Below are 11815 nucleotides of genomic sequence, written 5' to 3'. Positions count from 1 at the left end.
AGGGCGGGCACCGCCCGCCACACCACCACAACAGGCGACACCGGCACCACGGCGGGCAGTGCCCGCCCTACGCACCACACGGCTTTCGCGGCGATGACGGTGACGGTGCGCGGCACGCTGCTGGCGACCGCTCTTGCGCTGGCCGGCTGCGTCACGGTCGGCCCGGATTACCACGCCGCAAAACCCGCCGCGCCGCAGCTGGCACTTGATGCTGCGCAGGAAAGCAACGCGCAATTCCAGGCTGCATGGTGGAAGCAGTTCAACGACCCGACGCTGGATGCGTTGATCCAGCGCGCCGCGGCGAACAACCTCGACCTTCGCATCGCGGTGGCGCGGCTGCATGAATCGCGCGCACTGCTCAGCGGCAGCAAGGCCGCCCGGTTGCCGACGATCGACACGGACGTGAACTACACCCGCAGCCGCGGCCAGCAGCCGGGCTTCAGCGACCAGCGCCGCACCACGACGACCTACCAGGCCGGCTTCGATGCGTCGTGGGAGCTGGACCTGTTCGGCGGCATACGCCGTTCGGTGGAGGCGGCCGGTGCCGACCTCGGCGCCAGCGAGGCCGCGCTGCACGACGCGCAGGTCAGCCTGCTGGCCGAGGTCGCGCGCAATTATTTCGAGTTGCGCGGCAGCCAGTCGCGGCTCGACATCGCCCAGCGCGACATCGAGAACCAGCGACAGACCCTGCACCTGACCGAGGTGCGCCAGCAGCTCGGTGCCGGCTCCGAACAGGATGTGGCCAGCGCGAAAGCGCGCCTCAGCGCCGTGCAGGCGCAGTTGCCGGTGCTGCAGACCGCGGTGAGCGCGAGTGAATTCCGCCTCGCGGTGCTGCTGGGCGAGCGACCGGGCGAGCTCGACATCGACGTATCGCCGAAGAGCTTCACGCCGATCGCCACGACCTTGCCGATCGGTGATGCCGGCGACGTGCTCGCACGCCGTCCGGACGTCCAGATGGCTGAACGCGAATACGCCGCCGCCAATGCGCGCATCGGCGTGGCCAAGGCCGACTTCTTCCCGCACATCTCGCTGGGCGGCTTCCTCGGCTTCCTGTCCGGGCGCAGCAACGACTTCGGCAGCCCGTCGACGCGCGCGTGGACGCTGGCGCCCAGCATCAGCTGGGCCGGGCTCAACGTGCAGCGCGTGCGCGCGAACCTGCACGCCAGCGAAGCGCGCGCCGATGCGGCGCAGGCGAACTACCAGCGCACCGTGCTGGAGGCGATCGAGGACATCGACAACGCGGTCACCGGCTTCAACCAGCAACGCATCCGCGTGAACCACCTGATCGAACAGGGCACGCAGAGCAAGCGCGCCGCCGACCTCGCCCGCGTGCGCTACCAGGAAGGCGCCACCGGCTTCCTCGAACTGCTCGATGCCGAACGCACCCAGCTCGCCGCCGAGGACGACCTGGCCCAGGCCGAGGCGGCGATCAACACCCGCGCCGTCGCGCTGTACAAGGCGCTCGGCGGCGGCTGGCAGGCCTGCGGCGACGAGCGCTGCAGCGCGGTGGCACAGCGGGGCGCCGCCCCATGAGCCGGCCGGCCCGACGCGTGCCGGCGGCAACGCCGGCGATCACGCCGACCTATCGCGTGGCGCTGGTCAGCGGCGCCAACCGCGGCCTCGGCTTCGAGGTGGCGCGCCAGCTCAGCGAGCACGGCATGACCGTGCTGCTGGGCTCGCGCGATCCCGACAAGGGCCTGCACGCGGCGCGCCAGCTCGCCGGCGCGTCCGGCGAGGTGATCGCGGTACAGCTCGACGTCACGCAGCAGGACCAGGTCGACACGCTGGCACGCTGGATCGAGATCACCTACGGCCGGCTCGACGTGCTGGTCAACAACGCCGGCGGCTACTACGACCACGACGGGCTGGCCAGCGACGGCGACCTCACACTTGCATGGGGCGCGATGCAGACCCACCTGTTCGGCAGCTGGCGGCTGACCAGCGCGATGCTGCCGCTGATGCGCCGGCACGGCTACGGCCGCATCGTCAACGTGTCCAGCGGCTGCGGTGCCAGCAGTTCGAGCAGCAACCATTGCGTGGCCTATCGCACCTCCAAGTCCGCGCTCAACACTTATACGCGTACGCTGGCGGCGGAGCTGGAGGGCAGCGGCATCGCGGTCAACGCGGTGTGCCCAGGCTGGGTCGCCACTGAACTCGGTGGCCCCGGCGGCCGGCCGGTGAGCCTGGGCGCCGCCGGCATCGTGTGGGCCGCCAGCCTGCCGACGCCGGCGCCCACCGGTCGCTTCTTCCGCGATGGCGAACAAATCGCCTGGTGATCGTCCCTTTCCACCCTGGAGCTTTTCGCATGCCGCAAGACGCTTCGACCAATCGCCGCATCCTGCTCGCCTCCCGCCCGCACGGGTTGCCGACCGCGCAGGATTTCCGCCTCGACCATGCACCGCTCCCGGCGCCCGGCGACGGCGAGGTGTTGCTGCGCACGCTGTATCTCTCGCTCGATCCGTACATGCGCAACCTGATGGACGAGGCCGGCACCGAGTACGCGCCCGGTCTGGAACTGGGCCAGCCGATGATGGGCGGCACGGTGAGCCGCGTGGTCAGCTCGCGGCATGCCGGCTTCCACCCCGGCGAGCTGGTACTGGCCAGCGCCGGCTGGCAGGACTACGCCGTGGCCGCGGGCGACACGCTGACGGCGCTGGGCGACCTGGCGCAGCCTTCGCTCGCACTGGGCGGCCTGGGCATGACCGGTTTCACCGCCTATATCGGCCTGCTCGACATCGGCCAACCGCGGCCGGGCGAGACCGTGGTGGTGGCCGCCGCGACCGGCGCGGTCGGTGCGGTGGTGGGACAGATCGCCCGGCTCAAGGGCGCACGGGTGGTCGGCATCGCCGGCGGCCCCGCCAAGTGCCGCCACGCGGTGGAGGAGCTGGGCTTCGACGCCTGCCTCGACCACCGCGCGCCGGATCTCGCCGGGCGCCTCGCCGCGGCCTGCCCGGACGGCATCGACGTGTACTTCGAGAACGTGGGCGGCGCGGTGTTCGACGCCGTGCTGCCGTTGCTCAACCACCATGCGCGGGTGCCGGTGTGCGGCATGATCGCGCACTACAACGACGCCGCGCCGCCGGCAGGGCCGGATCGCCGCCCGCAGCTGGTGGCCAGCGTGCTGCAGAAGCGCATCCGCATGCAGGGCTTCGTCATCCTCGACCACTACGCCGAGCGCTTCGCCGCTTTCCGCAGCGACATGCAGGCCTGGCTCGACGCGGGCCGGATCAAGCTGCGCGAGGATCGCGTCGAGGGCCTGGAAAACGCGCCGGCCGCCTTCATCGGCCTGCTCGAAGGGCGCAACTTCGGCAAGCTGGTGGTGCGCGTGGCCGACGATTGACGTTCCGCTGCGTCTCAGCGGCTGCCTACCGCGCTGTGCTGCGAGTACAGCGCATGCCAGCGGCCGCCCTGGTAGACGAAGATGTCGGAGGAGCGCACGCCGTTCTGCGGCCCCAGCTGCGGGTCGTAGAAGGTGATGATCGCGGTGTCGCCGCGGATCACCACCGATTTCCCCAGCGGGTTCGCCTTCAGCCACGCTGTCGCGGAAGGTCTGCAGGTAGGGAAACAGCTCGCCATTGACGAACTCGATCAGGTCCTTGCCGGTGAGCGCGGCGTTGAGATCAGGCGTGCCGTCGGCCGCCTTCGGCGCGGCCCAGTCTTGCCAGCGATACGGCTCGCGAGGATGGGGGTGTAGTCACGGCCTTCCAGAGCGGCCTCGTCTTCCCACTCCTTCTCCATATCGTCGATATCGTCGAGGTATTTGAGGAACAGCAGCCACGAGGTCTGTTCGGCATAGTCCAGCTCGGACGCCAGACCTTCGTCGTTCCGCATGACGCGGTCCATGTTGTTGAAGGCGTTTTCGAACATGCGGCGTCGTTGTTCCCAAGGTCTGATCGGCACGATGCCGCCGCGCGCGCACGGGCGCGACGACAGTCGCACCCGTACAAGGGTGACAGGTGGATGAAGGATGGTCGGCGGCACCATGGGGTTCGTCAAGCCACCCGTGCGCAGCGCTCCCCGCTAAACCATCCCGTCCCGTTTGCCAAGCGGTTCGCATTCCGGCCTTGATGGCGTCCGCAGTTCCGGCAACGCGGCGTGCGCAGCGGGCGCGGATCGCGCGATAAAGGCGGGGACGGCGGTCGCAGGGGGTGGCCGCGTCTGCCCGGTGGGGCTCTGCCATGAAGAAGATCGCCCTGGTCGTACTGACACTCGCCGCGTTCGCGCTGCCGAACGGTACGGCGCGAGCGGCGGAAGCGGCGGGCACGATGCGCGCGGCCGGCCACGGCGGCGCGGCCGCAGCGGGGGGCGATGTGTTCGAGGCGGCCATCGCCAGGTTCGACTGGCACCCGCGGGCCGGCGGCCTGCTGCTGTCGGTGGGGGCGGTGATCGACGATATCCGGGTGGCCGCCATGGCCCACCCGCCCATCCCCGGCCGGAACGCATTGGGCGACGCCTGGGTCCAGGCGCGCATGCCCTCGCGGCGAGAACCGGCGGCGTATCTGGGCATCGGCTACCGCGCGGCCGACTCCGGCTTCTACGGGCAGGCCGGCGTGGCGGCGGCGACGGGCCTGGATGGCGAGCCCCGCCGCGCGCGGGAGCAGGCGGTCTACCCGGTGCTGGAGCTGGGCTGGTCGCGTCGCTTCTAGCCGGGAAGTGCGCGCCCGTGCCAAAAGACTCCCCACGAGCGTTGAAGTCGTTGGAAAGTCTGTCGTCGCCTGCGGCCTCGTCGGGCTGACCTGGCGCGCATGCACGGGGGACAACGGCAACAACCACGTCTGGCGCGTGTTGCGGGCGCCGTGGCGCGGCAAAACGCACGCCGTGATTCCGACCCGCAGGGCCGCTTCTTGCTCTACGCCGGCGACGAGGGCGATGCGCTGGGCCGCGCCGACATCTACATCGTGTTCCGCCAGCCCGACGGCAGCTGGGGCAGGCCCGCGCACCTGGGCGAGGGGATCAACAGCCGCACGCTGGAGAACGCGCCCTCGCTGGGGCCGGCGTTCGGCGAGCTGTTCGTGTCGAGCAACCGCCGCGACGAGGTGAACTTTCCCAAACCGCGCGACGACGCAGCCACCCTGCAACGGCGCCTGCAGTCACCATTGAACGGCTCGCGCAACCTCTGGCGCTTCGACATCTCCGCCGTGCTGCGGACGCACGGCATCACGCCGGCGACGACCGGCACGGCATCGCCTTGAGGAACCTCGCGGGCCAACGATGGAGCGCGCCGGCGCGCTACACCCACACGTCGTCGGGTGCAGTACGAGCGCCACCGGCGTCGCCCGTGTTGACCACTCCGCGCGGCTCGACCAGCATCAGGCTGCACTCCTCCGCGGCCACCGGGCGATGCTCCTCGCCCTTGCGCACCACGTACATTTCGCCGGCCGCCAGCGGCACGGAGCGGTCCCGGAACTCCAGCGTCAGGGCGCCCTGCAGCACGATGAAGACCTCGTCCGTATCCGCATGCGCGTGCCAGACGAACTCGCCCTTGAGCTTGGCCAGCTTGAACTGGTAGTCGTTCATCTCCGCGACGACGCGGGGCGACCAGTGCTCGCTGAACCGGGCCAGCTTGTCGCGCAGGTTGATCGCCCGATCGGTCATGGTGCATCCCCGGGTGGTGTCGTTGTTCGGAAACTGCGGCGCCATGCGGCGGATCGCACCCTAGCGCGACACGATCAGCGCGAACCACTCCCAGCCCCGGATGCGCTCGCAGATCAGCTTGGCGCAGGTCAGCATCGGCACCGCCAGCAGAGCGCCGGGAATGCCCCACAGCCAGCCCCACACCAGCAGCCACAGCAGGATCGCGATCGGCGACAGGCGCATGCTGCGGCCCTGGATCAGCGGCGTGATCAGGTTGCCCTCGACGATGGTGATGGCGGCGAAGGTGAGTGCCGGCAGGAACACCTCCAGCTCGGCGTTCTTGGCGTACAGCATCGACACGAAGGCCAGCAGCAACGTGGTGAAAATCGCCCCCACGTACGGAATGAAGTTGGCGAACATCGCCACCGCGCCCCACAGCAGCGCATCGGGCACGCCGTACAACCACAGCATGCCGGCGGTGATCGCGCCCAGGCTGGTGTTGATCGACAGCGCAGTGAGCAGGTAGCGCGAGACCTCGCTCTGGAAACTTCGCACGATGGTGACCGCGTGCCGCTTGTAGGAGAAGCTGGGTGTCAGCTCCACCAGCCGGCGCAGCATGGTGTCGCCGTAGACCAGGAAGAAGAACACCAGCAGCATCACGCTGAGTACCGCGGCGAGCACCTTGGGCGCGGTGGATACGACATCCCACGCGCTGATCGACAGCGGCGCCGGCGGCGGCGCGGCGCTGCGCGAAGTGCCGCTGACCAGGGTCTGGGTGGCGCGGTTGGCCGCCTCCAGCGGCTTGGTCAGGTTGCGCACCTTGGGCACGAAGCTGCGGATCGCCGACGGCGCGCCGTGGAACCAGCCGAGCGCCGGTTGCGCCAGCAGGCCGACGCCGCTGCCGATGCCGACCACCAGGCCGATCATCAGCACCAGCGCGGTGAGCCAGCGCGGCAGGTGCAGGCGCGCGCCGGTGGCCACTATCGGGTTGAGCGCCAGCCCGATAAAGGCGGCCAGCACCAGCGGGATCAGCAGTGCGCGGGTCAGCGTGACGGTGTACAGCAACGCCAGCAGCAGCATCGCGTTGAGCAGCATGCGGATGGCGCGCAGGTGGCGGCGCGTGCCGCGCGCGCTGTGCAGCCGGCGCGCCAGCGGCCGCGGCAGGTTGCCGACCAGCAGCGGATCGGCCGGCATGTGCGAGAGCATCGCCGCGGAGGTCATCTCGCGCAGCGTGTCGTCCGCGTTCGGCGGCGGCTGCTGAGGCTCGGCGTTCACGGGGTCGGCGCGCCATCCGGCGCGGCGGCATCGGCAGTTGCAGCGGCGTGCGCCGCCACGCCCGCCACGGCCATCTCGGCCAGCAGGTGACTGCCCTGCGCCAGCACCTCGACCAGGCCGCCGCCGACCAGCGAGGCCAGCCCCGGTACCCGCAGCGGGTGCAGGTCGAGGCTGCCCAGCGCAAAGCCGGCGCCGGCAGCCACGCCCACCGTGGCGAGCGGGTATTCGCGCCCGCGCGCCAGCAGTGCGGCGGCCGGCTCGCCCACCTCGTGGCGCGCCCGCTCCATGCGCGCCTGCGCGAGGCGCACCTCGGCCAGTTGCTTCAATACTTTCATCGCCCTTCCTCGCCCCGCGCGGCATGCGACGGCGTGGCCGGCTCGTCGGCGACTTCCGCCTCGATCCTGCGCACGCCTGCGCGCATCATCGCACCCCATTGGCCGCGCGTGACAGGCAGGCTCATCCAATGCATGCAGCGGCGGAACAGCAGCACCGCGCCGAACAGGAACAGCAGCTGCAGCAGCGCCAGCAGCAGCAAGGCCCACACCCACGAACCCAGCCACTTGGCCAGCAGCACGCCGAGCAGGCCGAGCACGGTGAGGCCGAAGCCGACCCCCGCCACGGTGGCGGCCAGCCCGGCCACCAGCAGCCACGACACCGCGCTGCGCGCCAGGCCCAACTCCGCGGCCAGCAGATCCTTCTGCGCGCCGAACAGCCGCTTCAGCGCGGCGCCCAGGCGGGCGATCTCGTCGAACAGGCCAGACGACGACGGCGCCGGGTCCGGCGCCGTCTCGCGGGTGCTGTCACCCTGCTCGTGCATCAGTGGCTCAACGTCGCAGGATGCGGCCAAGCAGCCAGCCGGCCCCCAGCGCGATGGCGACCGATTGCATCGGCTTCTCGCGCACGTATTCGCGCGCCTGCTCAAGGAACTCGTCGGCGCGATCGCGGGTGTGCTCGTAGGCGGCGCGGCCCTGCTCGCCCACTTCGGCCGCCTTGTCGACGGTGCGGTGGGCCGCCGACGCCGTCTTGTCGGTGGCGTGGTGCAGGCCTTGCTCGACGCGGTCGGCGGCGCGGTCGACCTTGTCCTTGGTGCTGGCCACGGCCTGCGAGGTGGCCTGCTTGACGCGCTCGGCGCGCTCGTCGATGCGCTCGTCGACCGAGGGCTTGGGGGTTGGCTCTTTGGGGTTCATGACCTGCTCCGACATGGCAATCTCTTGGATGATAAGGGGGCTATCTGGCGCGGCGGAAGAACGCGATGATCGCGAGGATCAGGAAGATGACGAAAAGGATCTTCGCGATGCCGGCTGCGGCGCCGGCGATGCCGCCGAAGCCGAGAATCGCGGCGATGATCGCGATGACCAGGAAAACCAGTGCGTAGTGCAACATGGGGCATCCCTCGTGGTGGGTGGGTGCCATTCACCCACAGCACGCGCCATGCGGGCGTGAAGGATACCGCCAGCCGCCTGCACGCCGCGCCCACGCGCCCTCGTTCAGCCGGCCACCGCAGGGTTCAGGCTGTAGACGCCGGTGAGCGTGGCCTGATCCAGCACATGGCCGGCCATCGCCGCGCGCAACTGATCGCGCGAGTAGCCCTTGACCAGCGGCAGCGCGTCGACGTCGATCGCATGGATGGTGAAGTGGTAGTGGTGCAGCAACGTGTCGTTCCAGGGCGGGCACGGGCCGTCGTAGCCCAGGTATTCGCCGCCCATCTCGGCGTCGCCGGCAAACCAGCCGGTGTAGTCGTTCACCCCCTGCACGCTGCCCGGCGGCCCGTATGGCTCGCGCTTGCCGCGCGGCGTGACCTCGTCGCTGCAGGCGCCGGCGGCCAGTTCGCCGCACTCGACCGGGATATTCGCCATCAGCCAGTGCACGAACTCCACCCGCGGCAACGCCGCCGGCACCGTGCGGCCCGCCTGGTTCACGTCATCGCCGCGACTGGGCACGTCGGTGTCGATGCAGGTGAGCACGAACGAGCGCGTGGCCGGCGGGGCGTCGCGCCAGGCGAGGTGCGGGCTGTGGTTGTCCGACAGCGCGAAGGGATCGGCGATCTTGCCGAAGGCGAAGCGCGCGGGAATGCGCTGGCCGTTGTCGAAATTGTCGCTGCGCAGGTGCATGGATTTTCTCCGGGAATAGGGAATAGGGAATAGGGAATGGGGAATGGGGAATGGGGAGCAGAGAATGGGAAACGCCGGAAGCGCTCTTGCGATTCCCTATTCCCTATTCCCTATTCCCCATTCCCCATTCCCTGCTTGTACGTCACCCGGTACACCGCCCCCGCCAGGTCGTCACTGACCAGCACGCTGCCGTCGGGCAGGGGCTGCACGTCGACCGGGCGGCCCCAGGCGCTCTGGTTTTGCTGGAAACCGGTGATCAGCGGTTCGTAGGAGAGGACTTTGCTGCCGCTGAGGCGCACGGTCATCACGCGGTAGCCGGACTTCTCGGTGCGATTCCACGAGCCGTGCTCGGCGACCAGGATGGCGCCGCGGTAGCTGGCCGGGAACTGCTTGCCGGTGTAGAAGCGCATGCCCAGCGAGGCGACGTGGGCGCCGAGCTTGAGCACCGGCGGCACGTAGTTGCGGCAGGGGTGGCCGGCGCCGAATTCGGGGTCGGCCACGTCGCCCTGATGGCAATACGGATAACCGAAGTTCTGGCCGATGCGGGTGACCTCGTTCAACTCGTCGCTGGGCACGTCGTCGCCCAGCATGTCGCGGCCGTTGTCGGTGAACCACAGGTGTTTCGTACCCGGCTGCCAGTCGAAGCCGACGGTGTTGCGGATGCCGGTGGCGACGTCCTGCCAATCGCTGCCGTCCGGGTTCATGCGCATCAGCTTGGCGTAGTCGGGACCGGCGTTGCAGATGTTGCACGGCGCGCCGATCGGCACGTACAGCTTGCCGTCGGGGCCGAAGGCGAGGAAGCGGCCACCGTGATGGCCCTTGGTCGGCAACTTGTCGGTGACCAGCGCGGGTTCGGGCGGCGCGTCCAGGTGCTGCTCGATGTCGCGCAGCACGAGGATGCGGCTGATCGCCGATACGTACAGGTCGCCGTCGTGGAAGGCCACGCCGATCGGGTTGCGCAGGCCGCTGGCGACCACGCGCACTGTCTCGGCCACGCCGTCGCCGTTGGCGTCGGTGAGCGCGTAGACCTTGCCGGCGCCGCTGGACCCGACGAACACGGTGCCGTGCGTACCCAACGCGATCTCGCGCGCATTCGGCACCTGGTCGGAGTACACGGCGATGTGGAAACCTGCAGGCAGGGTCAGCCGATCCAGCCGGGGGGCCGCCAGCAGCGGCAGCGACAGGATCACCAGCAGCACGGACAGCAACGCGCGCATGAGCAGTCTCCGGCAAGGCGAGGCCACCAATGTACCCCGGACCGCGCGAAGCCAGAAACAGCGCCGCCCGCTAAACTGGGCTCCTTTCAGGGGAGTGGCATGAGCGAACTGGACGACCTCACCACGCTGGTGCGCGCGGCAACGCCGCTGCTGGTCATCGAAACCGTGGACGAGCAGCGGGTGATCGACTGCTTCCGCCACGTGATCGCACAGGCGTTGCGCCCGCTGTGGCGCTGGACGCTGACCGACGGCCTGAGCCGCCTCGATTTTTCGCAGGACGGCGGCGCGGTGTCGCCGGACGCCACCGCCACGCTGGACGCGATCCGCGCCCAGACCGAAGCGGGCATCTACCTGCTGTTCGACTTCCATTCGCTGCTGGACTACGCGCGCAGCCTGCGCCAGCTGCGCGAGATCGTGCAGCGCCAGCGCTCGGCGGCGCACACCATCGTGCTGGTGGGCGCGAAGATCGAGCTGCCCGCGGGGCTGGAGGCGCTGGCCCTGCGCGTGCCGCTGTCGCTGCCGGACATCAAGGAGCTCGCCGGCATCCTGCGCGGCGAGGCTGCCGGCTGGCAGCGCGAACAGGGCCGCAAGATCGAGGTGGACAACGACGCCGCGCGCACCATCGTGCGCAACCTGCTCGGCCTGACCGCGCCGGACGCGCGGCGCATCGTGCGCAAGCTGATCTACGCCGACGGCGCGCTCGGCCCGAACGACCTGCCGGTGCTGATGCAGTCCAAGTTCAACCTGCTCAACCGCTCCGGCCTGCTGCATTACGAATACGCCACCGCCAGCTTCGCCGACATCGCCGGCGTCGCGCGCGTGCGCGAATGGGTGCAGCGCCGCCGCCCGGTGTTCCTCTCGCCCGAAACCGCGCCGCGACTGGACCCGCCCAAGGGCGTGCTGCTGCTGGGCGTGCAGGGTTGCGGCAAGAGCCTCGCGGCGAAGGCAATCGCCGGCGGCTTCGGCGTGCCGCTGGTGCGGCTGGATTTCGGCACGCTGTACAACAAGTACCAGGGCGAGACCGAGAAGAACCTGCGCGAGGCGCTGACCAGCACCGAGCTGCTGAGCCCCTGCGTGCTGTGGATCGACGAGATCGAGAAGGGCCTGGCCAGCGGCGGCGACGATGGCGGCGTGTCGCGCCGCGTGCTCGGCTACCTGCTGACCTGGATGGCCGAACGCAAGGCCAAGGTGTTCACCGTGGCCACCGCCAACGCGGTGCAGGAGCTGCCCGCCGAGCTGCTGCGCAAGGGCCGCTTCGACGAGATCTTCTTCGTCGACCTGCCGAGCGAATCGGTGCGCGGGGAAATCTTCGCCCTGCACCTCAAGCGCCGCCAGCTCGACCCGGCGAACTTCGAGCTGCCCGCGCTGGCCGCCGCCAGCGAGGGTTTCTCCGGCGCCGAGATCGAGCAGTCCATCGTCAGCGCGCTGTACGACACCGCCGGCCAAGGCAATGGCCCGGACCAGGCCGCCCTGCTCCACGCCCTGCAACAGACCCGCCCGCTGTCGGTGCTGATGCGCGAACAGGTGGACACGCTGCGCGCGTGGGCGCAGGGGCGCTGCGTGGCGGCGGACTGAACACGGGCAGCAAATCGCCCTTGCAGAGAGCGCGCAACAGCCGGCCACGGCGGCTGTCTCCCT

At 69.9% G+C, this 11815-nt stretch carries 16 protein-coding genes; 6 read left to right on the top strand and 10 right to left on the bottom strand.

Annotated features, from left to right (window positions below; translation table 11 throughout):
• Nucleotides 1–93: 93 nt before the first annotated feature.
• The 3 genes from ACVCL3_RS11455 to ACVCL3_RS11445 are packed head-to-tail and all read left to right on the top strand — an operon-like array spanning nt 94 to nt 3340.
• A complete protein-coding gene (locus tag ACVCL3_RS11455; protein ID WP_447099507.1) occupies nt 94–1533 on the top strand; it encodes an efflux transporter outer membrane subunit in 1440 nt (479 codons plus the stop codon).
• Complete coding sequence (locus ACVCL3_RS11450) at nt 1530–2276, top strand: SDR family NAD(P)-dependent oxidoreductase (RefSeq protein ID WP_447097738.1); 747 nt, start codon at nt 1530–1532, stop codon at nt 2274–2276. Before ACVCL3_RS11455 ends, ACVCL3_RS11450 begins: the two co-directional genes overlap by 4 nt.
• Nucleotides 2277–2305: 29 nt before the next feature.
• Nucleotides 2306–3340, top strand: a complete 1035-nt coding sequence (locus ACVCL3_RS11445; RefSeq protein ID WP_447101344.1) for an NADP-dependent oxidoreductase — start codon at nt 2306–2308, stop codon at nt 3338–3340.
• Between the two features lie 14 nt (nt 3341–3354).
• On the opposite strand, the gene ACVCL3_RS11440 is transcribed toward ACVCL3_RS11445, so the two are convergent.
• Nucleotides 3355–3576, bottom strand: coding sequence for a hypothetical protein (locus tag ACVCL3_RS11440; RefSeq protein WP_447097736.1), 222 nt, complete (start codon nt 3574–3576; stop codon nt 3355–3357).
• A gap of 12 nt (nt 3577–3588) precedes the next feature.
• Nucleotides 3589–3984: a hypothetical protein gene (locus ACVCL3_RS11435; RefSeq protein ID WP_447101343.1), complete on the bottom strand. Its 396-nt coding sequence runs from the start codon at nt 3982–3984 to the stop codon at nt 3589–3591.
• A gap of 194 nt (nt 3985–4178) precedes the next feature.
• On the opposite strand from ACVCL3_RS11435, the gene ACVCL3_RS11430 reads away from it, so the two are divergent.
• Both ACVCL3_RS11430 and ACVCL3_RS11425 read left to right on the top strand, forming a co-directional pair.
• Nucleotides 4179–4646: a hypothetical protein gene (locus tag ACVCL3_RS11430; RefSeq protein WP_447101342.1), complete on the top strand. Its 468-nt coding sequence runs from the start codon at nt 4179–4181 to the stop codon at nt 4644–4646.
• Nucleotides 4647–4796: 150 nt separating this feature from the next.
• Entirely contained in the window at nt 4797–5192 is a 396-nt protein-coding gene (locus tag ACVCL3_RS11425) for a hypothetical protein (RefSeq protein ID WP_447101341.1), read from the top strand.
• A gap of 37 nt (nt 5193–5229) precedes the next feature.
• Here the strand turns inward: ACVCL3_RS11425 and ACVCL3_RS11420 are convergent, their stop codons facing one another.
• From ACVCL3_RS11420 to ACVCL3_RS11385, 8 genes are all read right to left on the bottom strand, one after another.
• Nucleotides 5230–5640, bottom strand: coding sequence for a cupin domain-containing protein (locus ACVCL3_RS11420; RefSeq protein ID WP_447107228.1), 411 nt, complete (start codon nt 5638–5640; stop codon nt 5230–5232).
• Nucleotides 5641–5655: 15 nt separating this feature from the next.
• Nucleotides 5656–6669, bottom strand: coding sequence for an AI-2E family transporter (locus ACVCL3_RS11415; protein WP_447101521.1), 1014 nt, complete (start codon nt 6667–6669; stop codon nt 5656–5658).
• Nucleotides 6670–6845: 176 nt separating this feature from the next.
• Nucleotides 6846–7184 carry a hypothetical protein gene (locus tag ACVCL3_RS11410; RefSeq protein ID WP_447097731.1) on the bottom strand — a complete coding sequence of 113 codons (339 nt, stop codon included), beginning with the start codon at nt 7182–7184 and terminating at the stop codon, nt 6846–6848.
• Complete coding sequence (locus ACVCL3_RS11405; RefSeq protein WP_447101339.1) at nt 7181–7666, bottom strand: ABC transporter ATP-binding protein; 486 nt, start codon at nt 7664–7666, stop codon at nt 7181–7183. Before ACVCL3_RS11405 ends, ACVCL3_RS11410 begins: the two co-directional genes overlap by 4 nt.
• Nucleotides 7667–7673: 7 nt before the next feature.
• Complete coding sequence (locus ACVCL3_RS11400) at nt 7674–8036, bottom strand: DUF883 family protein (RefSeq protein ID WP_395120723.1); 363 nt, start codon at nt 8034–8036, stop codon at nt 7674–7676.
• A 40-nt stretch (nt 8037–8076) separates the two neighbouring features.
• On the bottom strand, nt 8077–8232 hold the full coding sequence (locus tag ACVCL3_RS11395; RefSeq protein WP_395120724.1) for a DUF1328 domain-containing protein: 156 nt from the start codon (nt 8230–8232) through the stop codon (nt 8077–8079).
• A 104-nt stretch (nt 8233–8336) separates the two neighbouring features.
• Complete coding sequence (locus ACVCL3_RS11390; protein WP_447101338.1) at nt 8337–8960, bottom strand: YbhB/YbcL family Raf kinase inhibitor-like protein; 624 nt, start codon at nt 8958–8960, stop codon at nt 8337–8339.
• Nucleotides 8961–9070: 110 nt separating this feature from the next.
• The gene (locus tag ACVCL3_RS11385) at nt 9071–10177 is read right to left on the bottom strand and encodes a PQQ-dependent sugar dehydrogenase (RefSeq protein ID WP_447097728.1); all 1107 of its coding nucleotides are present in this window, start codon (nt 10175–10177) and stop codon (nt 9071–9073) included.
• Nucleotides 10178–10276: 99 nt separating this feature from the next.
• Here ACVCL3_RS11385 and ACVCL3_RS11380 point away from each other — a divergent pair, with 99 nt between their 5' ends.
• Nucleotides 10277–11752, top strand: a complete 1476-nt coding sequence (locus tag ACVCL3_RS11380; RefSeq protein WP_447101337.1) for an AAA family ATPase — start codon at nt 10277–10279, stop codon at nt 11750–11752.
• The last annotated feature ends 63 nt before the right edge of the window (nt 11753–11815 follow it).

It is taken from the genome of Rhodanobacter sp. UC4437_H4 (genome assembly GCF_052978425.1).
Note: the sequence above shows the minus strand (reverse complement) of the source record. Positions and strands in the feature narration are given on the sequence as shown.